Below are 24,137 nucleotides of genomic sequence, written 5' to 3'. Positions count from 1 at the left end.
CGGCTCAGGCGGGGTCGAGACGGAACACCGCGATCGCGTCCAGGTGCTCGGCGACCTGCTCCTCGGTGGCGTCGGCCGGTACCGGGAACGCCGCCAGGGCCCACGGCACGTCGAGCGCCCGCAGGTAGCCGACGACGGCCGCCGCGGCCTCGGCGCGGTCGGGCTCCACCGCCCGGTGCGGCTCGTCGCCCGCGGCGGAGCGGATCGCGCACTCCGGCGTCGCCCGCAGGTTGCGCACCCAGTCCCGCCCACCGGTGGGGGAGACCAGGTAGGTGGCACCGTCGTGCCCGACGACGCCGATCGGGGTGTCGCGCGGCTCCCCGCTGCGCCGCCCGCGGGTGCGCAGCACACGCAGTGCGTAGCCGCCGTCCGGGACGGGGGCCGGAGGCATCTGCAGGACCCGGGCGGTCATGGAGGCGTTCGTCGCGGCGATCTCGGTGCGGTCCACGGCGCCGATCCTACGCCGGTATCTCGCTCACCGATCATCTCGACGAGCGAGATACCGAGTGTGGGTCAGACCGCCACGGAGGCGCGGGTCACCAGGACGTCACCGCTGCCGGTGCGCCCGGACAGCCGCACCGCCGGCGCCGTCGGCGGGGCGTCGTGGCGGACGTCGAGCTCGGAGCGGGCACGGCCCGACCCGGTCGACAGGTCCAGCTCGGCGGCGACACCGGAGTGCACCCCGACCCGGACCGACCCCGACCCGGTGCCGAGGCGGACGTCACCGGACACCGCATCGGCGACGACCACGTCCCCCGACCCCGAGCGCACCTCCAGGTCCGCCGTGAGCTCGCCGACACGGATGTTGCCGCTGCCCGTTCGGATGCGCGACGCGCCGCCGAGCGATCCGGCCTCGACCCCGCCGGAGCCGGCACGCAGGTGGGCCCGGCCGGAGCACGTGCCCAGGTCGATCGACCCCGCACCGGTGGTGACGTCGGCGTCGCCGTGCACCTCGGCGAGCCGGGCCGCACCGGACCCGGTCCGCACCGCGGCCCAGGACGCGCGGCCGGTCAGCTCGACCGAGGCCGCGCCGGTCCGTACCGCGGGCCGCGACCCGGCGGGCGCGGAGATGGTCACCACCAGCGGCACCGCGCCGAGGGCGGCGTCGTCCGGACCGCGCACCACCAGGCGTCGCGTCTCCGCCGACCACTCGACGGTGACGGCGTCGACGGCGTCGGCCGAGGGATCGCCGGTGGCCTCCCAGGGGGCACCGACGATCGGGTCGAACCCGCGCCCGGACCAGCCCGCCCCGGCCTGGGGGACGCCGGCGCGGCCGGTCATCGAGCTGCCGATCCAGTCCAGCAGCCCACCGAGGCCGCCGGACCAGGGCGCGGCGCTGCGGTCGGCGGTGATCTCCGCGCGCACCTCGTCGGCTCCCTCGACCAGGTCGATCCGGACCCGGCCTGCGCCGGTCGTCACCTCGATCTCGGCGGCACCGGCGCAGTCGAACCGCTCGCTGCGGGAGGGCGTGCCGGTGCCGGCGTCCCCGGTGCCCGCACCGCCGGGGGCCGTGTCGCCGGTCGACGAGTGGCCGGTCGGCGGGTGGCCGGCGTCGCCGTTGCTCGCACCGGTGGCGCCGGCGCCGGTGCCGTCGGTGTGGGCGCCGCCGTCGTGCGTGGCGTCAGCGCCGGCGTCGTCCGGCTCGACGGGGCCGGTCTGCTCGTCGCTCATCCCTGCACCCATCCCTTCAGGCTGCGCCCGTCGCGGTGCGGTCGGCCGGTGCGCCCCTCCGCGCCGGCCAGCGCCCCCTGGACGGCCTGGGACACCCAGGTGTTGAGCGAGACGCCCTGCGACTGGGCGGCCCGCTCGGCCTGGGCCTTGATCTGCTCGACGATGCGCAGGGTGACCCGGCTGATGTCACCGGCGTCGCCGGAGAACGGCGAGCCGCCGGTCGCCGGGCCTCCGGAGGAGGTCGGACCACCGGAGGCGGCGGTGCCGCCGAACGGGAAGCCGCCGAAAGGGGACGTCCCCTCGCCCGCCGGGGTGGGGTCCGGGGTGGGTGCGTGTCCGGGCTCCGGGTCGCCGCCGGACACCGACACGCGCACCTCCCGGCCGTGCAGGCGGACCTCGACAGAACGGTCGCCGAGCGCGGCGGTCGCCTCCGAGGCCAGGTCCGACAGTGCGTTCATGATCGCGAGCCGGGCTGCGGGCTCGATCGCGGAGCCGAGCAGTGCCGCGGTGCGGCGGGTCTGCTCGTCGCCCGCGGCCGCCGCGGCGGCGAGGTCGTCGCGCAGCTGCGCGACGTACGGCGTGAGGTCCATGACACCACTATGGCGTCACTGATGACATCACACCACCGGTTCGTGGCGTCGGCCGCGACGTCGCAGCGTACCGGGGGTGCCGTGGCCGCCACCGTGGGTGCGGGCGCGGGGCCCGGCGGGTGCCGGGCACGCCGGTCGTTACCCTCGCGGCATGCCGGAGACCGCGCCGAAGACCGTCCCGCTGACCGTGCAGCTCGTCGCGAAGACCGAGTTCACCCCGCCCGCGGACGTCCCGTGGTCCACCGACGCCGACGGCGGCCAGGCGCTGGCCGAGTTCGCCGGCCGCGCCTGCTACCAGTCGTGGGGCAAGCCGAACCCGCGCACCGCGACCAACGCCGGCTACATCGCCCACATCCTCGAGGTCGGGCACCTCTCGGTCCTCGAGCACGGCTCGGTCAGCTTCTACCTGACCGGCATCTCGCGCTCGCTGACCCACGAGCTGATCCGGCACCGGCACTTCTCCTACTCCCAGCTCTCCCAGCGCTACGTCCCCGAGCGGGACGCCGCGATGGTCGAGCCGGACGTCATCGCCCAGGACCCGGAGCTGCACGAGCTGTTCCTGCAGGCCTCGGCCGACGCGCTCGCCTCCTACGAGAAGCTCCTCGAGGGGCTCGAGGCGCGCTTCGCCGACGTGCCGAACGGGACGCTGCGGCGCAAGCAGGCCCGTCAGGCCGCGCGGTCGGTGCTGCCGAACGCGACCGAGACCAAGATCGTCGTGACCGGGAACTACCGGGCGTGGCGGCACTTCATCGCGATGCGCGCCTCCGAGGCCGCCGACGTCGAGATCCGCAAGCTCGCCGTCGAGTGCCTGCGCCAGCTGCAGGCCGAGGTGCCGAACGTGTTCGCGGACTTCCAGATCCAGACCCTCGCCGACGGGACCGAGATCGCCTCCAGCCCGCTGGTCGCGGAAGGCTGAGCGAGGCTTGCCGAGCGAGCATCGGTGCTGAGCGAGGCTTGCCGAGCGAGAGCTCAGGCGAGGACGGCGTGCACCCGTCGTCGCAGGTCCGGCAGGTCCCGCACGACGAACCCGCGTCCCTCCTTCTCCAGCAGGCCCTCGGCGACCAGTCGGGACAGCTCCCGGCTGGTCGTGACCCGGGTGAGTCCCACGAGCAGCCCCAGCTCGTCGACGGCGGGGCGGATCGACAGCCGGGCCACCTCGTCGAGCGCGATCTCGCCGTAGGCCTCCACGAGGTGGCCGAGCAGCAGGATGATCCGCTCGCGGGCGGGCAGTCCCTCGATGAGCACGTGCAGCTGCATGACCCGCTGTTTGTAGGCGATCCGACGGGTGATCTCGAGCAGGAGTTCCGGCTCGTCGCGGGCAGCGGTCAGCAGCGCGTCGCGGGTCACCGAGACGATCTCCGACGGCAGGGTGCAGACCGAGGCGAGGTGGCGGGGCCGTCCGTCGACGCAGGCCGCCTCGCCGAGGGTGGCGCCGGGCTCGGCGTAGGCCAGCGAGCGTTCCGAGCCGTCGGGACGGTGCAGGTAGATCCGCACCCGCCCGGAGACGACGAGGTGGAACCGCGACGACAGCTGGCCCTGGGTGTAGACGTGCTCGCCACGGGCGTAGTGGCGGGGGCTGCCCAGCTCCGCGATCCGGGCGGTCACCGAGGTCCACGGTGCGGTCAGGAACGGTGAGACCGGGTGGTCGTCGGGATCGGGTGCGGGCAGCGCCCGCACGGTGCCGTCCGGCCTCCGCGCCGCGCTGCTCATGGTCCCGCCTCCCGGCCGTCGCCGATGGTTCGTCCGGACGGTAGCGGGCCGGGGCGCCCGCGGGTAGGCGGACGGCCCGGACGCCGAGGGGTGCGTCCGGGCCGTCGGGTCCGGGGGTGCCGGCCGGCGGCCGCCGGCACCGGGTGGGTGCGGGGCGGCCCGCCCGGACGGGCCGCCCCGGTGGCCGGTCAGGCGGCCGCGAGCTGCGCGTCCTGCTCGGCGAGGGAGTCCGCGTCGGTCTGCGGCAGGGCCAGCGTGCAGAGCAGGCTGAGCAGCGAGACCGCCGAGAGCAGCAGGCCGATGCCGAGGCTGCCCAGCGTCGACGCGGCGAGTGCCGCGGCGAACAGCGGGACCACGCCGCCGCCGAACACGCCGGCGAGGTTGTAGGCGATCCCGGCGCCGGTGTAGCGGAAGCGGGTCGGGAACAGCTCCGGCAGCTGGGCGCCGATCGGCCCGTAGGCGATGCCGACGACGCCGAGCACCAGCGACAGGCCCAGCCCGAACGACCACACCGTCCCGATGTCGATGATCGGGAACGCGACCAGCCCGGCGGCGACCGAGGCGATGTTGCCGCCGACGACCATCTTCCGTCGCCCGACCCGGTCGGACAGGATCGCCGAGGCGATCGTCGTCAGGGCGAAGACGATGCCGCCGACGATGCCCATGGCCAGCACCGACGGGCGCGGCAGCTGCAGCTGCTGGGTGCCGTAGCTGGTCAGGTAGGTGACGCCGATGTAGAAGAAGGCGAACACCGCGGTGGTCGAGCCCGCCCCGAGGAGCACCGCGGCCGGCCGGGTGGTGAACACCTCGGTGATCGGGAGCTTCGTCGACACCGGGCCGCTGTTGCGGAAGCCCGCCGTCTCCTCCAGCGCGAGCCGCACGTAGAGCCCGACCGCGACGAGCAGCACCGAGCCGATGAACGGGATGCGCCAGCCCCAGGCCAGGAACGCCTCGTTGCTCATGGTCAGCGCGGTGACCAGGAAGGTCGCCGAAGCCAGCGCGAAGGCCACCGACGGGCCGAGCTGCGGGAACAGCGCGTACTTCCCGCGGGCCTTGGTCGGCGCGTTCTCCGCGGTGAGCAGGGTCGCCCCGGCCCACTCGCCGCCGACGGCGAGGCCCTGCAGGATGCGCAGCACCACGAGCAGGATCGGCGCCAGGACGCCGATCGTGCCGGTGGTGGGCAGCAGGCCGATCGCGAGCGTCGAGAAGCCCATCAGCAGGAGCGTGGTGACCAGCGTGCCCTTGCGGCCGAGGCGGTCGCCGAAGTGGCCGAACAGCACCGACCCGAACGGCCGCGCGACGAAGGCGACACCGAACGTGGCCAGCGCGAGTGCGGTACCGGCCGCCGCCCCGAGCTCGGGGAAGAAGACCTTGTTGAACACCAGGGCCGCGGCGGTCCCGTAGATGAAGAAGTCGTAGAACTCGATGACCGTGCCGGTCATGCTCGCGAGCGCGATCCGGCGCATCGACCGCGGTGGCTGCGTGGTGGCAGCGTTCGTCACGTGTGTTCTCCCCGTCGAGAAGCGATGAGTGGGACGGATCGGAGTATCCGTACACGGACGGGTGAGATCTGTATCACCAGCTACACAAGACGTGCGTTGCGTCGGATTTCTGTCGACCGTCGTCGCGGTGCGGTCGCGCACGTCCGGCACTACGTTGGGGACGGTGAGCCTCGCCACCGCCGAACGTGCCGCCCTCTGCGCCGAGTTCGAACGCTCCGGACCAGACCGACCGACGCTCTGCGAGGGCTGGAACGCCCGCGACCTGCTCACCCACCTGCTGGTCCGGGAGCGGCAGCCGTGGAGCGCCGGGGGGATCGTGCTGCCCGCCCTGTCGGCGATGACCGACAAGGCGATGGACGGCTACGCGTCCGCGGCCTGGCCGAACATGATCGACGACCTGCGCAAGGGCCCGCCCGCATGGTCGCCGTTCAAGGTCGGCAAGATCGACGAGATCGCCAACGGTGCCGAGTTCTTCGTCCACCACGAGGATCTGCGCCGCGGGGAGCCCGGCTGGGAGCCCCGCCCGTCCGACCCGGGGCGCGACGGGCAGCTGTGGAACCTGCTGCACACCCAGGCCAGGCTGCTGTTCCGGCGCAGCCCGGTGGGCGTGGTCCTGGCCCGCCCGGAGGGCGCGACCCAGGTCGTCGCGACCGGGTTCGGCGTGGTCACGGTGACCGGCGAGCCCGCCGAGCTGGTGCTGCACGCCTTCGGTCGGGACGCGGCGCGGGTCGAGGTGACCGGTCTGCCCGCCGACGTGGAGGCCTACCGCGGCGCACCGACCGGGATCTGACCGGGATCCGTCGGTACCGGGCGGTACCGTCACCAGTCATGAGCACCGGTCCCGATCCCGCCCCCGGCGGGCAGCAGCACCCGCCGCGCCGACCGTTCGGCGAGGTGCTGACCGCGATGGTCACGCCGTTCGACGCCGACGGCGAGCTGGACCTGGCCAAGGCCGAGGAGCTGGCGACCCACCTGGTGGACCTCGGCAACGACGGGCTCGTCGTCAACGGCACCACCGGCGAGGGCCCGACCACGTCGGACACCGAGAAGTCCGAGCTGATCCGCGCGGTCGTGTCCGCGGTGGGGGATCGGGCGACGATCGTCGCCGGGGCCGGTACGTACGACACCGCGCACTCGATCGAGCTGGCCCGCAGCGCGGAGCGCGCCGGTGCGCACGGGCTGCTCGTGGTCACGCCGTACTACTCCCGGCCGCCGCAGGAGGGCCTGCTCGCGCACTTCACCGCGGTCGCCGACGCGGGCGACCTGCCGGTGATGCTCTACGACATCCCGCCGCGCAGCGTCATCGGCATCGACGTCGACACCTTCCAGCGCCTGGCGCAGAACCCCCGCATCGTCGCGGTGAAGGACGCCCGCAACGACCTGCGCGTCGGCACCGAGGTGCTGGCCACCACCACGCTCGCCTACTACTCCGGCGACGACCCGGTGAACCTGCCGTGGCTCTCGGTCGGGGCGGTCGGCTTCGTCAGCGTGATCGGCCACGTCGTCGCCGACCGGCTGCGCGCCATGATCGACGCCTACCACGCCGGTGAGCACCAGCGGGCCCGCGCGCTGCACTACGCGATGCTCCCGGTGATCCGCGGGATGGGTCGGGTCGGTGGCGCGGTGTTCGCCAAGACCGCGCTGCGCCTGCGGGGCATCGACGTCGGTGACACCCGGCTGCCGCTGCCGCCCGCCAGCGAGGACCAGATCGCCGCGATCGCCGGGGACCTCGCCGTCGCCGGGGTGGCGCTCGACCCGCAGGCCCGCCCGAACCTCCCGCTGTACCAGCCGGGCCACGGCGCCCTGGGCGGCCGCACCGCGGCGGACCTCGGCGCCGAGGTCGCCTACCACCGGACGTAGGTCCCCCGGTCGCCGTCGCGCGCCCGGCCCGACCCGCGGCGCCGCGACCCGACCCCCTGACACGAACCCGAGAACACGAACCCATGTGAGGCACGAACCCCTGTGAGTCCCCAGCGCAACGACCGACGCAACCGGCCCGGCCGGTCGCTCTCCGCGCCGCCGGAGCACATCGAGCGTCCGGAGCTCCCGGACGGCCCGCCACCCGCCCTCGCGCAGGGCGGCCTGCGCGTCTACGCGCTCGGCGGCATCGGTGAGGTCGGTCGCAACATGACCGTCTTCGAGTACGAGGGCCGGCTGCTCATCGTCGACTGCGGCGTGCTGTTCCCCTCCGACTCCGAGCCGGGCATCGACCTGATCCTGCCCGACTTCCGCACCATCGAGGACCGCCTCGACGACATCGACGCGCTCGTGCTCACCCACGGCCACGAGGACCACATCGGTGCCGTGCCGTGGCTGCTGCGGATGCGCCCGGACATCCCGGTCGTCGGGTCCCGGTTCACGCTCGCCCTGGTCGCGGCGAAGTGCAAGGAGCACCGCCTGACCCCGCACCTGCAGGAGATCCGCGAGGGCGACCGCGTCTCCCACGGCGGGTGGGACTGCGAGTACTTCGCGGTCAACCACTCGATCCCCGACGCCGTCGCCGTCGCTGTCCGCACGCCAGCCGGGCTGCTGCTGCACACCGGTGACATCAAGCTCGACCAGCTCCCGCTCGACGGGCGGCTCACCGACCTGGGCGGGTTCTCCCGGCTGGGTGAGGAGGGCGTCGACCTGTTCCTGGTCGACTCCACCAACGCCGAGGTGCCGGGCTTCGTCACCCCCGAGGCCGACATCGGGCCCGTCATCTCCGACCTGGTCCGCCGGGCGCCGTCGCGCATCATCCTGGCCTGCTTCGCCAGCCACGTGCACCGTGTCCAGCAGGTGCTCGACGCCGCGCAGGCCCACGGCCGCAAGGTGTGCCTGACCGGACGATCCATGGTCCGCAACATGGGCCTGGCCGACGACCACTCGCTGCTGAACATCCCGCCGGGGCTGCTCGTCGACATCGACGAGGCGATGCGCCTGCCCGACGAGAAACTGGTCCTCGTCTCCACCGGATCGCAGGGTGAGCCGCTCGCCGCGCTGTCCCGGATGGCGCGCGGGGACCACCGCAGCATCACGATCCGCCCGGACGACACGATCATCCTGGCCAGCTCGCTGATCCCCGGCAACGAGACCGCCGTCTTCGGCGTGATCAACGGGCTGACCCGGCTCGGCGCCACCGTGGTGCACCAGGGCAACGCCAAGGTGCACGTCTCCGGGCACGCCCCGGCCGGCGAGCTGCTGTTCCTCTACAACGCGGTGCGCCCGTCGAACGTCATGCCGGTGCACGGGGAGTGGCGCCACCTGCGGGCCAACGCCGCGCTCGCGCGTCGCACGGGGGTGCCGGAGGAGTCGGTGGTCATCGCGGAGAACGGCGTGGTCGTCGACCTCGTCGACGGCCGTGCGGCGATCACCGGCCGGGTCGAGGTCGGCCAGGTCTACGTCGACGGGCTGTCGGTCGGCGATGTGGGGGAGACCACGCTCGGTGACCGCATCGCGCTCGGCGAGGGCGGTTTCATCGCGATCAACGTGGCGATCGACCACAAGACCGGCCGCGCGCTGTCGCGCCCGACGCTGTCCGGGCGCGGGTTCTCCGACGACCCGAAGGCGCTCGACGCCGCCCAGGCGCTGGTCGAGGACGAGCTGTCCCGGCTGGAGAACGAGGGCGTCACCGACCCGCACCGGATCGCCCAGGGCGTGCGGCGCGTGGTCGGCCGCTGGGTGTCCGACACCTACCGTCGCCGCCCCATGATCGTCCCCACGGTCATCGCGGTGTGAGCGTGTGGAGGGGTCGTCGACCCCTCCACAGCCGCGTCGGTCCCCGGTTCGATCACCGAACCGGGCTACCGTGTGTGACATGGCAGGACGCACGGGCACGGGCAGGACCACCACGACTGCGGCCGCGGGCCGCGGCTCGGGGCGGTCGGGCTCGCGTGCGTCCACCGCCCGCAGGCGTCCGTCGGCAGGCCGGAGGCCGCCGGCCCGGCGCCAGGGCCCCGACCTGGTCGACCGCGGGATCGACGCGGTCGGCCGGGGGGTGGCCAAGACCGTCCGCGCCTCCGGGCGCGCGGTCGGGCGCACCCGCGAGATCGACCCCGCGCACCGCCGCGACGGCATCGGGTTCGGCATGCTCGTGCTCGCCGTCATCGCCGCCGCCGGGCTGTGGTGGCAGGCTGGCGGCTCGGTCGGCTACTGGTTCACCTTCCTCGTGCAGGCGGTGATGGGGCAGGCCGGCGTCGCGCTGCCGGCGATCCTGCTGGGCATCGGCATCGTGCTGGTCACCACCGAGGGGCACCCGGAGGCCCGGCCGCGGATCGTGACCGGCAGCCTGCTGCTCGCCCTCGGCGTGCTCGGGTTGGTGCACCTGGGCGCCGGAGCGCCCGCCGAGCCCGACGCCTGGCGCGGCGCGGGCGGCGCGCTCGGCTACGTCGCGGGGACCCCGCTGAAGGCCGGGCTCAGCCTGTGGACGGCCGTCCCCGTTCTCGTCCTGCTGACCCTCTACTCGGTGCTGCTGGTCACCGGGATCCCGGTGCGGGAGCTGCCGGACCGTGTCCGCAGGCTCACCGGGCAGCTGCCGCCCGAGCAGGACGGCGAGGGCGAGTCCGGCGCGGACCGCCCGCGCACGGTGGCCGACGCCGTCGCCGAGCGGGAGAGCCGTGCCGAGGACGCCGACCAGACCCCGAAGCGGCGTCGCCCGGCGCGGCGCAGGCAGGGGGCCGCGGAGGCCGACGCGTTCCGGGTGGAGGAGGGCGAGCACGCCCCGGCCCCGGTGGACCCGTCGCTGCCCGGTGCCCCGGAGGAGGACGTCCCCGCCGCCGTCCCCGCGGCCGCCGCGCCGCCGGCGAAGAAGCCGCGCAAGCCCGTCGTCGAGACGCCGCAGGTGGCCGACGAGCCGATCGAGGGCGAGCAGCTCTCGATGGCGATCCGCCAGCCGCAGTCCGACACCGAGTACATCCTTCCGCCGGCGGACACCCTGGAGTCCGGCCCGCCGCCGAAGTCCCGCAGCTCCGCCAACGACGCGATGATCGAGGCGATCACCGGGGTCCTCGACCAGTTCAACGTCGACGCCCAGGTCACCGGCTTCACCCGCGGCCCGACGGTCACCCGCTACGAGATCGAGCTCGGCCCGGCGGTGAAGGTCGAGAAGATCACCCAGCTGCAGCGCAACCTCGCCTACGCCGTCGCCAACGACAACGTGCGGCTCCTCGCGCCGATCCCCGGCAAGTCCGCCGTCGGCATCGAGGTGCCCAACACCGACCGCGAGATGGTCCGCCTCGGCGACGTCCTGCGCTCGGGCAACGCCCGCGCCGAGCAGCACCCGATGGGCATCGGCCTGGGCAAGGACATCGAGGGCCACTACCTCGTCGCGAACCTGGCGAAGATGCCGCACCTGCTGGTCGCGGGCTCCACCGGCTCCGGCAAGTCCAGCTTCGTCAACTCGATGCTGGTGTCGCTGCTGACCCGGGCCACGCCGGACGAGGTCCGGATGATCCTCATCGACCCGAAGATGGTCGAGCTGACGCCCTACGAGGGCATCCCGCACCTGATCACGCCCATCATCACCCAGCCGAAGAAGGCCGCCGCGGCGCTGGCCTGGCTGGTGGAGGAGATGGAGCAGCGCTACCAGGACATGCAGGCCAACCGGGTCCGGCACGTCGACGACTTCAACCGCAAGGTCCGCACCGGGGAGATCACCGCCCCGCCCGGATCGGAGCGGGTGTACCGGCCCTACCCGTACATCATGTGCATCGTCGACGAGCTCGCCGACCTCATGATGACCGCCCCGCGCGACGTCGAGGACGCGATCGTCCGGATCACCCAGAAGGCGCGTGCGGCCGGGATCCACCTGATCCTGGCGACCCAGCGGCCGTCGGTGGACGTCGTCACCGGTCTGATCAAGACCAACGTCCCGTCCCGGCTGGCGTTCGCGACGTCGTCACTGACCGACAGCCGGGTCATCCTCGACCAGCCGGGCGCGGAGAAGCTGATCGGCATGGGCGACGCGCTCTACCTGCCGATGGGCGCCGGCAAGCCGGTCCGCATGCAGGGCGCCTTCGTCGACGACGACGAGATCTCCAAGGTCGTCGCGTTCACCAAGGAGCAGGCCGAGCCCAGCTACACCGAGGGCGTCACCGCGCAGAAGGCCGGCGAGAAGAAGGAGATCGACGCCGACATCGGCGACGATCTCGACCTGCTGCTGCAGGCCACTGAGCTGATCGTCACCTCGCAGTTCGGGTCGACGTCGATGCTGCAGCGCAAGCTGCGGGTCGGGTTCGCGAAGGCGGGCCGGCTGATGGACCTGCTGGAGACCCGCAACATCGTCGGGCCCTCGGAGGGCTCGAAGGCCCGCGACGTGCTGGTCAAGCCGGACGAGCTGGAGGGCGCGCTCCTCCTGATCCGGGGCGGCGGGACCGCCGACGGCGGCGAGGTCGCCGCCGACGACGAGTGCCCCCCCGCCGGGTGACGGTCTCGGGCGGTGATGATCCCGACACCGCCGGTGATCGACATTTCGGGCTCACGGCTTAACGGGACGGTCACGTTCGTGCCACAGTGGCCTCGGGTCGCCGTCCGGTGATCGCACGTCGTGCTGCCCGTCGACGCCGGGCAGGGGAGGTACTGGCTGGTGTTCTGGAGGAAGAAGGACCGTCGTCGCCCGGCGCGGGGCACCACCGACCGGCACGCCCTCGTCCCGATTCCGCTGACCGGCGGGGTGCTGTCCGGCCAGGTCCGCGACCAGCAGGGCGGTGCGCTGGCCGGCACCGAGGTGTCCGTGATGGACCCCGCGGACCGGCGTGCCGTGTACGTCGAGACCGACCCGTTCGGCCGGTTCGCCGCGTCGCTGATGCCCGGCCGGTACCGGGTGCGGGTCGAGGCGGGCGGCTACCAGCAGGTCACCGACGTCGTCGAGGTGTCCTGGGGCGAGCCCGCCGACATGGGCCACATCGTCCTCGGTGAGGACCCGGCGCTGCGCCCGCCGCGGCCCGGTGTCTTCGTCATCGACGGCGACCACAGCTCGGTCCGCTTCGTCGCCCGGCACATCGGGATGTCCAAGGTGTACGGCCGGTTCAACCGGTTCCAGGGGCAGATCCGGATCGCCGAGCCGTTCGAGGAGTCCTCGGTGGACGTCGTGATCGACGCGGCCAACGTCGCCGCCCGCGACACCCACCTGCGCTCCGCCGACTTCCTCGACGTCGAGCGCTTCCCCGAGCTGCGCTTCTCCAGCGTGCGCTTCGCCGCGCACGGCGGGAACCGGTGGACGGTGGACGGCGACCTGACCCTGCACGGCCTGACCAGCGACGTCTCGCTGGACACCACCTTCCTGGGCTCGGCGGAGTGGAACGGCGACCGGGTCGGTGCGATCGCCACCACCCAGCTGCACCGGGAGCACTACACGCTCAACTGGCAGCAGACCATCGCCAAGGGCCTGCCGGTGGTCGGGTCGACGATCCGGATCCAGCTCGACGTGCAGGCGGTCCGGCAGTCCTGACCCCGCACGGCTCGGTACTCGAGGCTCGGTACTCCGCGCTCAGTACTCGGGGAGCGTGAGGGCCGTCGCGGCGGTCGCGGCCCAGTGCTCGACGAGCCCGGGCGCGGCGGCGTCCGGGGCGGTGAGGTCCCGGACCCGCGCGGCGTTGGTCAGCGCGAGCTCCTGGTTGGCCTCCACCCAGTCGCGCATCCGCCGTTCGTGGGCGGCGGCCGCCGGTCCGGGATCGCCGCCGGAGCACGCGAGCTCCCCGGCCAGCACGTAGGCGCCGACCACGGCGAGCGTGGTGCCCTGACCGGACAGCAGCGTGGGGCACCAGGCGGCGTCGCCGAGGAGCGCGACCGGACCGCGCGACCAGGTCGGCAGCCGGACCTGGGTGATCGGGGTGAGGTACAGGTCCTCGGCGCGGTCCATCCCCGCGAGCAGCTCGGGCAGCCACCAGCCCCCGCCGGCGAAAAGCCGTGTCACCAGCGCGCGCTGCGCCCCGAGGTCGCGGTGGTGGTAGGTGGCGTCCGGGTCGGAGAAGCCGAGCATCACCCGGACCTCGGTGTCGTCGCGGGCGGTGTAGAGCCCGGCCATCGCGTCCGGCCGCTGGAGGAACACCTGCCAGCGGCTCAGCCCGAAGGTGTTGGGCAGGGTGAACACGGCGACGTGCTGGCCGAGGGGGACCAGCCGGCCGTCGTCGTCGGGGCCGAGAGCCAGGCGCCGGACGCCGGAGTGCTGGCCGTCGGCGCCCACCACGAGGTCGTAGTGCTCCTCGGTGCCGGAGGCGAAGCGCACCCGGGCCCCGCCCGCCGGGTCCGGATCGAGCGCGACGACCCGGTCGCCCCACCGGTGCTCGACGCCGTCGAGCGCGCCGGTGAGCAGCGCGGCGAGGTCGTCGCGGAGGATCTCGACGTCGTCGCTCGCGACCGGCCCCCCGGTGAGTGTCACCTCGGTGCTGCGGAAGACCTCGGTGCCGTCCTCGTCGACCAGGGACATGCCGTCCATCGCGGTGCGGGCGGCGCGCAGTGCGGCTCCGAGCCCCATCCGGTCGACGACGGTCAGCGCGGGCCCCCGGACGTCGACGGCCTGCCCGCCGGGCCGCGGCCTCGGCGCCGACTCGACGACGACCGGGTGGAACCCGTGCCGGCGCAGCCACCACGCGAGCGTCGTCCCTGCGATACCGGCCCCGCTGATCAGGATGTCGGTCATGTGTCCTCCTCGGTACGGTGTACGCATCGACGATGCCGCTGCGAGCTGGGATGACGGGTGTCGTGTAGCGGCACAGGTGGTACAGGGAGGTGGCCGGTGGACGGTTCGCCCACGGATCGGGTCGCGGCCGCGGTGCGTGCCCGTGTCGAGTCGGGGGATCTGCGGCCCGGGGACCGCGCGCCGTCGGTGCGCGCGCTGGTGGCCGAGCACGGTGTCGCGATGTCCACCGCGGCCCGGGCGCTGTCCCGGCTGCGCGAGGAGGGTCTGCTGCGGACGACGGCGCGGGTCGGGTCGGTGGTGGCGGAACGGGCCACGCCTGCGGGCACCGCTCCGCCACCGGACACGGCCCGGCTGGTGCGGACCGCGATCGGCATCGCCGACGACGAGGGCCTGGCCGCGCTGTCCATGCGGCGCCTCGCCGGGGCGTTCGGCGTGCCGACGATGTCGCTGTACCGGCTGGTGCGCAGCCGGGACGAGCTGCTGCTGGCGATGCTCGAGACGGTCTTCGCCGAGCTGGTGCTGCCCCCGGCCGACGGGCCGTGGCGGGCCCGGCTGGAGGGCGCTGCGCACGCCCAGTGGCGGGTGCACCGGCGGCACCCGTGGCTGGCGCGGGTGCTGTCGCTGTCCCGGCCGCAGGCGCTGCCGTCGCTGCTGCGCTTCGCCGAGTTCGAGCTGGCCGCGCTGGAGGAGGTCGTCGCGGACCCGGTGGAGCGGTTCGACCTGCACCTGGCGCTGACCGGATTCGTGCGGGGGATGGCGCTGACCCTGGCCGCGGAGCAGGAGGCGCAGGCCGACACCGGCGTCGACGCCGACACCTGGTCCGAGCACGACCCGGGGCTGCGGGCCGCGCTGCGCCGTCACGGCGGGCCCGCGCTGCGCCGGGTCGGCGACTACCCGTACGACCTGCAGCGGGTGTTCGACACCGGGATCGCCCGGCTCCTCGACGGGATCAGCTGAACCCCTGCTGCCGCCACGCCTCGTAGACGGCGACGGCGGCGGCGTTGGCCAGGTTCAGCGAGCGGTTCGACGGCCGCATCGGCAGCGCCACCGTGCCCGTCACCCAGTCCGCCGCCGCGACCTCGGGCGGGAGTCCGGTCGACTCGCGGCCGAACAGCAGCACGTCCCCGCAGGAGTAGGCGACGTCGGTGTAGCGGACCGGCGCACCCGGCACGAACGCGAACACCCGCGCCCCGGCGGCCCGCACCCAGCCGGCGAACGCGGCCGTGTCGTCGTGCACGACGATCTCGGCGAGATCGGCGTAGTCGAGCCCGGCCCGGCGCACCGAGCGTTCGTCGAGGGAGAAGCCGAGCGGCCGGACCAGGTGCAGCTCGGCGCCGGTGTTCGCGGCGAGCCGGATCGCGTTGCCGGTGTTCGGCGGGATCTCCGGGGTGTGCAGGGCGAGGCGGACCACGCGCTACTCGTACCAGGTGCCCGCGCTCCAGTGGTTCCCGTCCGGGTCGGCGATCTCGAACAGACGGCTGCCGTACTCGGCGTCGAAGGGCGCGTGCACGACGGTGGCCCCGGTCGCGACGGCGCGGGCGAACAGGGCGTCCGGGTCGTCGCAGACCAGGTGGACGGCGGCGCCGCCCGGCGGGCGGCACCCGTCGTGGGTGGGGCCGAGCATCACGCCGCCGGGGGCGCCGGTCGACCCGGGGCGTACCAGCTCGGCGTGGACGATGGCGCCGTCGTCGCCGGTGTGGACGGCACGCTCGGTGAAGTCCAGCGCCGAGGTCAGGAACGTGACCAGGGCGCGTGGGTCGGGGCTGGACAGGCTGGGCCAGAGGCCGGGCAGGTCGCTCATGAGGACGAGGGTGCCGAGGCCGCGCGGGCCGGTCGTGGACGAATCGGAGCCGCCGGCGCGACCCGCTCGGCCCGCCAGCTCAGCGCGGTCGTCCCCGCGAGCTCGCGGAAGTCGCGGGCCAGGTGCTGCTGGTCGCTGTAGCCGCAGGTCGCGGCCAGCTTGGCGAGTGGGGGAGCCGACGGGCGGCGCAGCAGCGTGCACGCCCGCTCGAACCGGATGACCCGTGCCGCGGCCTTCGTCGCGAGCCCGGTCTCGCGTCGCAGCCGTTCACCGAGGTGGCGTGGCGACCAGCCGACCTCCCCGGCGACGTCGGCGACACGCGCCGTCCCGCCGCTGCGGACCAGCAGCTCCCAGGCGTGCACGACCTCCGGCGCCGGCTCGCCGGGGCCGTCCCGGGCGTCGGCGACGCGGCACAGCGCGGCGTCGAGCAGTGCGCACCGCCCGGCCCACCCCGGCTCGGCGCGCAGTCGGTCGAGCAGGGTGTCCAGGTCGGGGAGGAGCAGCGCGAGGTCGACGACGTCGCCGGCCAGCTCGCCGGCGGGCAGCCCGAGCAGCGTGCGGGCGCCGCGCCAGGTCATCTCCAGCTGCATCCCGGACTGCGGGGCGCCGGCGGCGAGCAGCGCGGGCGCGGTGTGCAGACCGGCCGCCGATGCGGTGAACCGGCCCGGGCCGCGTCGCGGGTCCGGAGCCGCGAGCAGGTCGACCGTGCCGTCCAGGCAGAGCACGACGGTCAGGTGGGCGCTCGACACGCCCTGGTGCGTCCCCGCCGGACCCGCGGGCGAGGACCAGCACCAGATCCCGGAGACCAGCGGGCGCAGACGTGCGGAGGGACGCCAGCGCCGGGCCCCGTCGGACATGCGGGCCAGGGTAGCGGCGCGGGCGGGGTCAGAGCGTGAGCAGCATCCGCACGTTGCCCAGGGTGTTCGGCTTGACGTGGGCGAGGTCGAGGAACTCGGCGACGCCGGCGTCGTAGCTGCGCAGCATGGCCGCGAACACCTCGGCCGACACCGGCGTCCCGTCGATCTCGGCGAAGCCGTGCCGGGCGAAGAACTGCTTCTCGAAGGTGAGCACGAACAGCCGCTCCAGGCCCAGCTCGCGCGCGCCGTCGATCAGCGCGGAGACGATCCGGTGCCCCACCCCGCGACCCAGCACCGACGGCGACACCGCCACCGTGCGGATCTCGCCCAGGTCCTCCCACAGCACGTGCAGCGCGCCGCAGCCGACGACCACGCCGTCGACCTCGGCGACCAGGAACTCCGGGACCGCCTCGTAGAGGGTGACGGTCTCCTTGGCCAGCAGGACGGTGCCCGCGTACTCGTCGACGAGCTCACGGATCCGGCGGACGTCGCGGGTGCGGGCGCGGCGGACGATCACGTCGGGGACCGGGGCGGACACGGGGTCGGGCACGGCAGGAGAGCCTAGACCGGGGTCGCCGACGGCGCCGTCTACCCTGGTATTCGTGGCTTCCCCCGAGACTGCGCCCCGGCGCGCCGCCCTGCTGACCCTGGGCTGCGCGCGCAACGAGGTCGACTCCGAGGAGCTCGCCGGTCGTCTGGCCGGGTCCGGCTGGGAACTGGTCGACGCCGAGGACGGCAGCCCCGACGTCATCGTCGTCAACACCTGCGGGTTCGTGGAGCAGGCGAAGAAGGACTCGATCGACACGGTGCTGGCCGCGGCGGACGTGGCACGGCCCGCCGGGGCGAAGGTCGTCGCGGTCGGGTGCCTGGCCGAGCGCTACGGCGCCGAGCTCGCCGCCGACCTCCCCGAGGCCGACGCGGTGCTCGGCTTCGACGCCTACCCCGAGCTCGCCGAGCGGCTCGGCGACGTCCTGGGCGGGCACGCCCCGGCCCCGCACGTCCCCACCGACCGTCGCAAGCTCCTCCCCATCTCGCCGGCGGAGCGCCCGGCCGCGACCGCGGACGTCTCGGTCCCCGGCCACGACTGGGTGCCCGACATCGCGCGCACCCGCCTGTCCGGCGGGCCGGTGGCCTCGCTCAAGCTGGCCTCGGGCTGCGACCGCCGCTGCGCGTTCTGCGCGATCCCGAGCTTCCGCGGCAGCTTCGTGTCCCGCCCGCCGGCCGACGTGCTCGGCGAGGCGGCCTGGCTCGCCCGGCAGGACGTGCGCGAGCTCGTGCTGGTCAGCGAGAACTCCACCAGCTACGGCAAGGACCTCCCCGGCGGCACCCGCGCGCTGGTCGACCTGCTCCCGCAGCTCGCCGCGATCGAGGGCGTCGAACGGATCCGGGTCGCCTACCTGCAGCCCGCCGAGCTCCGGCCCGACCTGCTGCGCGTCATCGCGACCACGCCGGGCGTCGCGCCGTACTTCGACCTGTCGTTCCAGCACGCGTCGGCGCGGGTGCTGCGCCGGATGCGCCGGTTCGGGTCGCGCACCGACTTCCTCGACCTCTGCGAGCGCATCCGCGCGCTGGCGCCGGAGGCCGGGATCCGCTCCAACGTCATCGTCGGGTTCCCCGGCGAGACCGAGGAGGACCTCGCCGAGCTGGAGGCGTTCCTGGCCGGCGCCCGGCTCGACGCCGTCGGGGTGTTCGGCTACTCCGACGAGGACGGCACCGAGGCCGAGGGCTACGACGGCCACGTCGATCCGGCCGAGGTCAGGGCCCGCGTCGCGCGGATCTCGGCGCTGGTCGACGAGCTGATGGAGCAGCGTGCCGAGGAGCGCATCGGCACCGAGGTCGTCGTGCTGGTCGAGTCCGCCGAGGGCGACGAGGACGACTGCACCGGTCGTGCCGCCCACCAGGGCCCCGACGCCGACGGCGAGTGCACCGTCGTCGCGGCGGCGCAGGACGGCCCCGAGCCGGACTCGCTGCGTCCCGGTGACCTCGTCCGCTGCCGCGTCGTGGACACCGAGGGCGTCGACCTGCTGGTGGAGGCCCTCGAGCTGATCGACCCGAACGCACCGGCCGCCGCCGTCCCGGCGGCCTCCGCGGCCGGATGAGCTCGCACCCGGCCGGGGGCGCCGCCGGAGTCGGCGACCCGCCCCTGCTGAACATCGCGAACGCGCTGACGGTCCTGCGGCTGCTGCTCGTCCCGGTGTTCGTGGTCGCGCTGTTCGTCGGCGGCGGCGAGGACGTGGTGTGGCGGCTGGTCGCGTTCGCGGTGTTCGTCGTCGCGGCGGCCACCGACCGGCTCGACGGCCAGCTGGCCCGCAGCCGGGGGCTCGTCACCTGGTTCGGCGCACTGGTCGACCCGATCGCCGACAAGGCCCTGATGGGCGCGGCCCTGATCGGGCTGTCGATCCTCGGTGTGCTGCCCTGGTGGGTGACGATCGTGATCGTCGTCCGCGAGCTGGGCATCACCGTGCTGCGCTTCGTCGTCATCCGCCGGCACGGCGTCATCCCGGCCAGCCGCGGCGGCAAGGCCAAGACCGTCGCCCAGACGGTCGCGATCGGGCTGTTCCTGCTGCCGCTGCCCGAGCTGCTGGGCCCCGGCACCACCGCCGCGACCGCCGTGCTCGTGCTCCAGTGGGCGGTGATGGCCGTCGCGCTGGTGCTCACCGTGGTGACCGGCGCCGACTACGTCCGCAAGGCCGTCCGGCCCCGGGCCGCCTGACCTGCGGGGACGATCCGGCGCCCGTGCGGCGTTGAGGTGTTCGCCGTGGGCGTACAGCGTCACGGCGCGGAGGAACCGGAGAAGTCGGTACGGTGAGACATCACCGGATGTCCGGGGAGCAGTCGAGGAGGGCACATGCTGCTGCGGGAAGCGATCGGCAGTGGGCTGCGTGAGGTGCGCACGGCGCGCCGGCGCACGCTGCGCGACATCTCGCGGGCCGCGCGGGTGAGCCTCGGGTACCTCTCCGAGGTCGAGCGCGGGCGCAAGGAGCCCTCCAGCGAGCTGCTCGCGGCGATCTGCGAGGCACTCGGGGTCTCCGTGCCGGACCTGCTGACCACCGTCGCCGCCGAGATGGCGACGGCGACCTCCGCCGCGGCCGCGAGCCGCCGTGACGACGTGCTCGTCCCGATCGGGCAGCGTCACGCCGAGCTGCGGCTGGCCGGCCGGCCGGGTTCCGTGGTCGCCGCACCGGCGTCCTCGGGCGGCCCGGTGGCCTCGGCCGCCTGATCGCACCGCCGACCCCGGCCGACCGCTCCTGCGCGGTAGGGTGCGGGCAGACCGGCAGCGATGCCAGGATGGACAGGGCCGGAGGCCCGGTTCCGACCACGGGGGGAACGCGGGGTCGGTCCGGGGTCCGCACGCCCGCCGTGGTGGCGGGCACGGTCGCGAGCGAACGCAGGCGGAGGACGCGCAGAGATGGCCAACGGATTCACCAAGTTCTTCAGCTATCTGTCGGCCCTGTTCTCGTCGAAGGTCGACGAGCACGCCGACCCGAAGGTGCAGATCCAGCAGGCCATCGAGGACGCCCAGCGCCAGCACCAGCAGCTGTCGCAGCAGGCCGCCGCGGTGATCGGCAACCAGCGTCAGCTGGAGATGAAGCTGAACCGGCAGCTGGGTGAGATCGAGAAGCTGCAGTCGTCGGCGCGGCAGGCACTCGTGCTGGCCGACCAGGCCCGCTCCCAGGGCGACGAGCAGAAGGCCCAGCAGTACGAGCAGTCGGCGCAGACCTTCGCGACCCAGCTGGTGACCGCGGAGCAGGGCGTCGAGGACCTCAAGACGCTGCACGACCAGTCGATCGGTGCCGCCGCCCAGGCCAAGCAGGCCGTCGAGCGGAACTCGATGATGCTGCAGCAGAAGATCGCCGAGCGCACCAAGCTGCTCAGCCAGCTCGAGCAGGCCAAGATGCAGGAGCAGGCCGCGAAGTCGCTGCAGCAGATGAGCGAGCTGTCCGCGCCGCGCAACGCGCCCTCGCTCGACGAGGTCCGCGACAAGATCGAGAAGCGGTACGCCACCGCGCTCGGGTCCGCGGAGCTGGCCCAGAACTCGGTGCAGGGCCGGATGCTGGAGGTCCAGCAGTCGACCACCGACATGGCCGGCATGTCGCGGCTGGAGCAGATCCGGGCGTCGATGTCCGGGGCGCCGATCGCCGGTGGCCAGCAGGCCCCGCAGGTCGGCCAGGGCGAGGCGACCCAGCAGCTGCCGTCCTCGCCGGCACCGGCCCAGCAGCAGAACACCCAGAACCAGCAGCAGCCCGGCACCGCCTGAGCCGCTCAGCCGTTCCACACCGTCCGCCGCGGTCCCGATCCCGGGGTCGCGGCGGACGTGTGTCCGGGCCCGCCCGGGCCGGTCGATGCGGCTCCGGGCCTGCTCCGGCCGTCGGTCGCGACGTGGCCGACGTGGTCAGGGCGTGCGGGCCGCGCCGGGCGGCGGCCGCCCGGGTGCGCCGCGGCGCGGGCCGGTGCCGCGGCGCACCGGGCGCGGCGACGGCCCGGCCTGGCAGCGCGGGCACCAGTAGGTGACCCGGGCCCGGTGGTCGTCGCCCTGGTCGGCGGTCCGGATGCGGGTGCCGCAGCGGCGGCACGGCCGCCCGGCCCGTTCGAACACCCAGTGCGCCTCGCCCGCGGCCAGCGAGCCGGTAGTGGTCTGCTCCGGGCGGTCCTTGTTCGACGACAGCAGCCGCCGCGACAGGTCGATGACCCCGGGCAGGTCGGGTACGTCGCGGACCGGCACCCACGGGGTGAGTCCGAGCAGGAAGCAGATGTCGTTGCGGTAGAGGTTGCCGAGGCCGGCCATGACCCGCTGTTCGAGCAGCACCAGCCCGAGCGGGTGGTCGGCGCGGGCGGTCATCCGGCGCAGCGCCTCGGCGTCGTGGGCGGGCCCCCAGGCCGGGTCGAGCAGGTCGGGTCCGAGATGCCCGACGAGGGTGTGCTCGTCGTCGGTCGGGAGCAGCTCCAGGTCGTGCAGGGCGAACCCGACGGCGACCCGGTCGGCGGTCGCCAGCACCGCGCGCGCCTCGTGGGCGACCCGGCGCCAGCGCATCCCGGGCCGGTACAGGTGCCAGGAGCCGTCCATCCGGAAGTGGCTGTGCAGGCTGCGGCCGTCGTCGAAACGGGTGAACAGGTGCTTGCCGACGGAGACGACGCCGGTGACGGTCAGCCCGGCCAGGTCGTGCTCGACCAGCCGCGGGTGGCGCAGCTCGCCGCGCAGCAGCTCGTGCCGGGCCAGCGCGGCGTGCAGCCGCTTGCCGGCCAGGTACACGGTGTCTCCCTCGGGCACGATCGCGACGCTACCCGGGCCGGCCGGACCCGGCCCGGGCTCGGCGGACGACCCGGCCGGGCCCGGGCGCCCGGCTGGGTCGACGGCTGGGTCGACGGCTCAGTCGAGCACGAGTGTCCGCAGCTGCGGCCACACCTGCGACCACGGATGCGTCATGCCCTCGCCCAGCCAGATGCGGTTGCCGTCGCCGAGGTCGGCGACCGGCCGCAGCGCCACCCCGGTGGGCGCGAGCAGGCCGGGGTCCTTCCCGAGGAAGATCACGACGTCCTGGTCGTCCGGGGGCGGGTCGAAGTAGCCGTAGCTGCGGTTGCCGCTGTACCCGGGGGGCAGGCCCAGCGCGGGGTCGGCGGTGTCGACGTAGGCGGCGAAGATGTAGGAGTCGCCCACCACGACCGCACGGTCGCGCCGGTCCGGGGGCAGCCCGTCGCGCACCCGGGCGACCTCGGTGACGATCCGCTCCGGCACGGCGGGGTCGGCCGCGGCGACGCTCGCGGACAGCATCGCCGTGGCGAGGGCGACCGACAGCACCCCCGCGGGCCACGCCATCCAGGACCACCGTCGTCGCCCGGCCTCGCGCCGCTGCTGGAACCACACCGCACCGAGCGCGGCGACGGCGCCGTGCAGCCCGCAGAGGTAGTAGGCGCGCCCGACGGTCACCGCGAACACGACCCACAGCAGCAGGAAGGTGACCGCCACGAAGCGGTAGGGCCGCAGCCGCGGCGCCGTGAACGCCGCGACCGCGCCGACCACCACGAGCACCGTGCCGAGCAGGCCCGCCAGCAGCAGCATCGCCACCGCGTTCGGGCCCGGCCCGCCGAACAGGATCGACTCCTGCGCGACGACCGCGGTCATCCGCAGCTGCGGCCAGCCGTGCACGGCCTGCCACACCAGCGTCGGCGACGCGATCAGCGCCCCGACCAGCGCGGCCCACCAGAACGCCGGCCGGCGCAGCATCGCCCGCGGCCCGGCCACGCCGATCGCGACCACCAGCACCGCGCCGAGCAGGATCACCTGGAACTTCGTGAGCGCGGCCAGGCCGAGCAGCGGCCCGACGGCGAGGAGCAGCCGGTCGTCGCGGACCCGGGTCCAGCGGACCAGCAGCCACAGCAGCAGCGCCCACTGCAGCGGTTCGAGCGAGTACGGCGTCACGAAGTGCCCGAACATCGTCACCCACAGCCCGGTGGCCTGGGCGAGCGCGGTGAGCACCTGGGCCCTGCGGTCCCCGCCCAGCTCGCGGGCGATCAGCGCCGCGACGACGACCGCGCCGGCCGTCGACAGGGACGGCACGATCCGCAGCACCCCGTTCACCCCCGGCGCGAGGGCGTCGGCGAGCCCGGCCAGTGCCGGCGCGACCGGCGGCTGGTCGGCCGATCCCCAGTCCAGGTGGTGACGCCCGATCGCGAGCATCAGCGCCTCGTCGAACCAGTGCCCGCGGCCCAGCGCCCCCATCACGAGGTGGACGGCGGCCACCACCGCGGCGACGATCCCCACGGGCAGCCGCGCGAGCGGAGGGACGGCCGCGGGTGCGGCGTCGGAGTCCCGGACCGTGGTCGACGACGTCATGTGTCCCCCCGAGCGACGACGTGGGCGCCGTCGGTCCCGGGCCCGGCGCCATCAGACCCCGGCGGGTCCCTCCGGCGCAGCGGGCATCGGGTGGTCGACGATCGACTTCGGTCTACCGGCGGCCCATCCTCGGGTCAGCCGCGCGGGGCGCTGCGGGCGATCCGGAGCGCCCACAGCACCAGCGGGACCTGCAGCGGCAGCCGCCCCCAGCCGATTGCCCGGTACAGCGGAGCCTTGCGGTTCCAGTGCAGCGCCATCGACACGTTCGCCGGGAACACCGCCGCGAACAGCGCGGCCGCGGCCCAGCCGCCCGCACGCCGGGTCCGCGGAAGCGCGACCGCCGCGGCGACGGCACCCTCGGCGAGCCCGGAGGCGTAGGTCCAGAACCGGGGCTCACCGGGCAGGCTGCGCGGCACGATCGAGTCGAACGGCTCGGGCCGCACCGCGTGCAGGACGGCGGCGGTGCCGAGCAGCCCCGCGAGCCCGACGGCGAGGCGCCGGTCGCGGGACGGGGTGGTGGGGGAGCGACGGATCATGACCGGGATGGTGCCACCCGG

General features: G+C 74.4%; 24 protein-coding genes. 11 read left to right on the top strand and 13 right to left on the bottom strand.

Going from position 1 to position 24,137, the window contains the following annotated elements; translation table 11 throughout:
• Positions 1 to 4: 4 nt before the first annotated feature.
• From Ae331Ps2_RS01470 to Ae331Ps2_RS01460, 3 genes are all read right to left on the bottom strand, one after another.
• Positions 5 to 448, bottom strand: coding sequence for a nitroreductase family deazaflavin-dependent oxidoreductase (locus tag Ae331Ps2_RS01470; protein ID WP_139318968.1), 444 nt, complete (start codon positions 446 to 448; stop codon positions 5 to 7).
• Positions 449 to 513: 65 nt separating this feature from the next.
• The gene (locus Ae331Ps2_RS01465; protein ID WP_083695126.1) at positions 514 to 1,671 is read right to left on the bottom strand and encodes a DUF4097 family beta strand repeat-containing protein; all 1,158 of its coding nucleotides are present in this window, start codon (positions 1,669 to 1,671) and stop codon (positions 514 to 516) included.
• Complete coding sequence (locus Ae331Ps2_RS01460; protein ID WP_075311244.1) at positions 1,668 to 2,261, bottom strand: toxin-antitoxin system HicB family antitoxin; 594 nt, start codon at positions 2,259 to 2,261, stop codon at positions 1,668 to 1,670. The genes Ae331Ps2_RS01465 and Ae331Ps2_RS01460 overlap by 4 nt, the downstream gene beginning before the upstream one ends.
• 151 nt (positions 2,262 to 2,412) lie before the next feature.
• Here Ae331Ps2_RS01460 and thyX point away from each other — a divergent pair, with 151 nt between their 5' ends.
• On the top strand, positions 2,413 to 3,177 hold the full coding sequence (thyX, locus tag Ae331Ps2_RS01455) for an FAD-dependent thymidylate synthase (protein WP_020627863.1): 765 nt from the start codon (positions 2,413 to 2,415) through the stop codon (positions 3,175 to 3,177).
• Positions 3,178 to 3,230: 53 nt separating this feature from the next.
• Here thyX and Ae331Ps2_RS01450 read toward each other — a convergent pair whose 3' ends face one another.
• On the bottom strand, positions 3,231 to 3,971 hold the full coding sequence (locus Ae331Ps2_RS01450) for a Crp/Fnr family transcriptional regulator (protein ID WP_060712822.1): 741 nt from the start codon (positions 3,969 to 3,971) through the stop codon (positions 3,231 to 3,233).
• A 188-nt stretch (positions 3,972 to 4,159) separates the two neighbouring features.
• Positions 4,160 to 5,473, bottom strand: coding sequence for an MFS transporter (locus Ae331Ps2_RS01445; protein ID WP_083695124.1), 1,314 nt, complete (start codon positions 5,471 to 5,473; stop codon positions 4,160 to 4,162).
• A 163-nt stretch (positions 5,474 to 5,636) separates the two neighbouring features.
• Here Ae331Ps2_RS01445 and Ae331Ps2_RS01440 point away from each other — a divergent pair, with 163 nt between their 5' ends.
• The 5 genes from Ae331Ps2_RS01440 (at position 5,637) to Ae331Ps2_RS01420 (ending at position 12,899) form a co-directional block, all read left to right on the top strand.
• A complete protein-coding gene (locus Ae331Ps2_RS01440) occupies positions 5,637 to 6,263 on the top strand; it encodes a TIGR03085 family metal-binding protein (protein ID WP_060712821.1) in 627 nt (208 codons plus the stop codon).
• 38 nt (positions 6,264 to 6,301) lie between these two features.
• A complete protein-coding gene (dapA, locus tag Ae331Ps2_RS01435; protein ID WP_020623227.1) occupies positions 6,302 to 7,333 on the top strand; it encodes a 4-hydroxy-tetrahydrodipicolinate synthase in 1,032 nt (343 codons plus the stop codon).
• Between the two features lie 168 nt (positions 7,334 to 7,501).
• Positions 7,502 to 9,190 carry a ribonuclease J gene (locus Ae331Ps2_RS01430; RefSeq protein WP_043277545.1) on the top strand — a complete coding sequence of 563 codons (1,689 nt, stop codon included), beginning with the start codon at positions 7,502 to 7,504 and terminating at the stop codon, positions 9,188 to 9,190.
• Between the two features lie 79 nt (positions 9,191 to 9,269).
• Positions 9,270 to 11,876, top strand: coding sequence for a DNA translocase FtsK (locus tag Ae331Ps2_RS01425; protein ID WP_083695122.1), 2,607 nt, complete (start codon positions 9,270 to 9,272; stop codon positions 11,874 to 11,876).
• Between the two features lie 120 nt (positions 11,877 to 11,996).
• A complete protein-coding gene (locus Ae331Ps2_RS01420; protein WP_249265648.1) occupies positions 11,997 to 12,899 on the top strand; it encodes a YceI family protein in 903 nt (300 codons plus the stop codon).
• A 39-nt stretch (positions 12,900 to 12,938) separates the two neighbouring features.
• On the opposite strand, the gene Ae331Ps2_RS01415 is transcribed toward Ae331Ps2_RS01420, so the two are convergent.
• Positions 12,939 to 14,090, bottom strand: a complete 1,152-nt coding sequence (locus Ae331Ps2_RS01415; protein WP_075311250.1) for an FAD-dependent monooxygenase — start codon at positions 14,088 to 14,090, stop codon at positions 12,939 to 12,941.
• Between the two features lie 96 nt (positions 14,091 to 14,186).
• Here Ae331Ps2_RS01415 and Ae331Ps2_RS01410 point away from each other — a divergent pair, with 96 nt between their 5' ends.
• Entirely contained in the window at positions 14,187 to 15,047 is an 861-nt protein-coding gene (locus Ae331Ps2_RS01410; RefSeq protein ID WP_075311252.1) for a GntR family transcriptional regulator, read from the top strand.
• Here Ae331Ps2_RS01410 and Ae331Ps2_RS01405 read toward each other — a convergent pair.
• Genes Ae331Ps2_RS01405 through Ae331Ps2_RS01390 form a run of 4 tightly spaced genes read right to left on the bottom strand, consistent with a single transcriptional unit; the run spans position 15,040 to position 17,298 of the window.
• Positions 15,040 to 15,501: a tRNA (cytidine(34)-2'-O)-methyltransferase gene (locus tag Ae331Ps2_RS01405; RefSeq protein WP_075311254.1), complete on the bottom strand. Its 462-nt coding sequence runs from the start codon at positions 15,499 to 15,501 to the stop codon at positions 15,040 to 15,042. The genes Ae331Ps2_RS01410 and Ae331Ps2_RS01405 overlap by 8 nt on opposite strands.
• Positions 15,502 to 15,504: 3 nt before the next feature.
• A complete protein-coding gene (locus tag Ae331Ps2_RS01400; RefSeq protein WP_075311256.1) occupies positions 15,505 to 15,891 on the bottom strand; it encodes a VOC family protein in 387 nt (128 codons plus the stop codon).
• Positions 15,888 to 16,748 carry a helix-turn-helix transcriptional regulator gene (locus Ae331Ps2_RS01395; RefSeq protein WP_083695119.1) on the bottom strand — a complete coding sequence of 287 codons (861 nt, stop codon included), beginning with the start codon at positions 16,746 to 16,748 and terminating at the stop codon, positions 15,888 to 15,890. The genes Ae331Ps2_RS01400 and Ae331Ps2_RS01395 overlap by 4 nt, the downstream gene beginning before the upstream one ends.
• Positions 16,749 to 16,776: 28 nt before the next feature.
• The gene (locus tag Ae331Ps2_RS01390; RefSeq protein WP_249265349.1) at positions 16,777 to 17,298 is read right to left on the bottom strand and encodes an amino-acid N-acetyltransferase; all 522 of its coding nucleotides are present in this window, start codon (positions 17,296 to 17,298) and stop codon (positions 16,777 to 16,779) included.
• Positions 17,299 to 17,350: 52 nt separating this feature from the next.
• Between Ae331Ps2_RS01390 and rimO the strand changes: the two genes are divergently transcribed.
• The 4 genes from rimO to Ae331Ps2_RS01370 all read left to right on the top strand — a co-directional run bounded on the left by rimO (position 17,351) and on the right by Ae331Ps2_RS01370 (position 21,006).
• Positions 17,351 to 18,847, top strand: coding sequence for a 30S ribosomal protein S12 methylthiotransferase RimO (rimO, locus tag Ae331Ps2_RS01385; RefSeq protein WP_083695117.1), 1,497 nt, complete (start codon positions 17,351 to 17,353; stop codon positions 18,845 to 18,847).
• Positions 18,844 to 19,461: a CDP-diacylglycerol--glycerol-3-phosphate 3-phosphatidyltransferase gene (gene pgsA / locus Ae331Ps2_RS01380; RefSeq protein WP_020623216.1), complete on the top strand. Its 618-nt coding sequence runs from the start codon at positions 18,844 to 18,846 to the stop codon at positions 19,459 to 19,461. Before rimO ends, pgsA begins: the two co-directional genes overlap by 4 nt.
• 135 nt (positions 19,462 to 19,596) lie before the next feature.
• Positions 19,597 to 19,968: a helix-turn-helix domain-containing protein gene (locus tag Ae331Ps2_RS01375; RefSeq protein WP_020623215.1), complete on the top strand. Its 372-nt coding sequence runs from the start codon at positions 19,597 to 19,599 to the stop codon at positions 19,966 to 19,968.
• 189 nt (positions 19,969 to 20,157) lie between these two features.
• On the top strand, positions 20,158 to 21,006 hold the full coding sequence (locus Ae331Ps2_RS01370; RefSeq protein ID WP_075311258.1) for a PspA/IM30 family protein: 849 nt from the start codon (positions 20,158 to 20,160) through the stop codon (positions 21,004 to 21,006).
• Positions 21,007 to 21,141: 135 nt separating this feature from the next.
• Here Ae331Ps2_RS01370 and Ae331Ps2_RS01365 read toward each other — a convergent pair whose 3' ends face one another.
• The 3 genes from Ae331Ps2_RS01365 to Ae331Ps2_RS01355 form a co-directional block, all read right to left on the bottom strand.
• Positions 21,142 to 22,017, bottom strand: coding sequence for a DNA-formamidopyrimidine glycosylase family protein (locus Ae331Ps2_RS01365; RefSeq protein WP_075311260.1), 876 nt, complete (start codon positions 22,015 to 22,017; stop codon positions 21,142 to 21,144).
• 99 nt (positions 22,018 to 22,116) lie between these two features.
• Positions 22,117 to 23,580: a glycosyltransferase family 39 protein gene (locus Ae331Ps2_RS01360; protein WP_075311262.1), complete on the bottom strand. Its 1,464-nt coding sequence runs from the start codon at positions 23,578 to 23,580 to the stop codon at positions 22,117 to 22,119.
• A 134-nt stretch (positions 23,581 to 23,714) separates the two neighbouring features.
• Complete coding sequence (locus Ae331Ps2_RS01355; RefSeq protein ID WP_075311264.1) at positions 23,715 to 24,116, bottom strand: MauE/DoxX family redox-associated membrane protein; 402 nt, start codon at positions 24,114 to 24,116, stop codon at positions 23,715 to 23,717.
• Positions 24,117 to 24,137 lie beyond the last annotated feature (21 nt).

This window comes from Pseudonocardia sp. Ae331_Ps2 (assembly GCF_001932405.1).
Classification (GTDB): Bacteria; Actinomycetota; Actinomycetes; order Mycobacteriales; family Pseudonocardiaceae; genus Pseudonocardia.
The sequence above is the reverse complement of the archived record's forward strand: the minus strand, read 5'-3'. Positions and strand labels throughout refer to the sequence as shown.

Excerpts from the sequence above, each read along its gene's own strand:
- pgsA (WP_020623216.1), top strand. The coding sequence starts at position 18,844 with ATGAGCTCGCACCCGGCCGGGGGCGCCGCCGGAGTCGGCGACCCGCCC.
- dapA (WP_020623227.1), top strand. The coding sequence starts at position 6,302 with ATGAGCACCGGTCCCGATCCCGCCCCCGGCGGGCAGCAGCACCCGCCG.
- Ae331Ps2_RS01360 (WP_075311262.1), bottom strand. The coding sequence starts at position 23,580 with ATGACGTCGTCGACCACGGTCCGGGACTCCGACGCCGCACCCGCGGCC.
- Ae331Ps2_RS01370 (WP_075311258.1), top strand. The coding sequence starts at position 20,158 with ATGGCCAACGGATTCACCAAGTTCTTCAGCTATCTGTCGGCCCTGTTC.
- Ae331Ps2_RS01400 (WP_075311256.1), bottom strand. The coding sequence starts at position 15,891 with ATGAGCGACCTGCCCGGCCTCTGGCCCAGCCTGTCCAGCCCCGACCCA.
- Ae331Ps2_RS01415 (WP_075311250.1), bottom strand. The coding sequence starts at position 14,090 with ATGACCGACATCCTGATCAGCGGGGCCGGTATCGCAGGGACGACGCTC.
- Ae331Ps2_RS01375 (WP_020623215.1), top strand. The coding sequence starts at position 19,597 with ATGCTGCTGCGGGAAGCGATCGGCAGTGGGCTGCGTGAGGTGCGCACG.
- Ae331Ps2_RS01465 (WP_083695126.1), bottom strand. The coding sequence starts at position 1,671 with ATGAGCGACGAGCAGACCGGCCCCGTCGAGCCGGACGACGCCGGCGCT.
- Ae331Ps2_RS01425 (WP_083695122.1), top strand. The coding sequence starts at position 9,270 with ATGGCAGGACGCACGGGCACGGGCAGGACCACCACGACTGCGGCCGCG.
- Ae331Ps2_RS01460 (WP_075311244.1), bottom strand. The coding sequence starts at position 2,261 with ATGGACCTCACGCCGTACGTCGCGCAGCTGCGCGACGACCTCGCCGCC.
- Ae331Ps2_RS01450 (WP_060712822.1), bottom strand. The coding sequence starts at position 3,971 with ATGAGCAGCGCGGCGCGGAGGCCGGACGGCACCGTGCGGGCGCTGCCC.
- Ae331Ps2_RS01395 (WP_083695119.1), bottom strand. The coding sequence starts at position 16,748 with ATGTCCGACGGGGCCCGGCGCTGGCGTCCCTCCGCACGTCTGCGCCCG.
- Ae331Ps2_RS01355 (WP_075311264.1), bottom strand. The coding sequence starts at position 24,116 with ATGATCCGTCGCTCCCCCACCACCCCGTCCCGCGACCGGCGCCTCGCC.
- thyX (WP_020627863.1), top strand. The coding sequence starts at position 2,413 with ATGCCGGAGACCGCGCCGAAGACCGTCCCGCTGACCGTGCAGCTCGTC.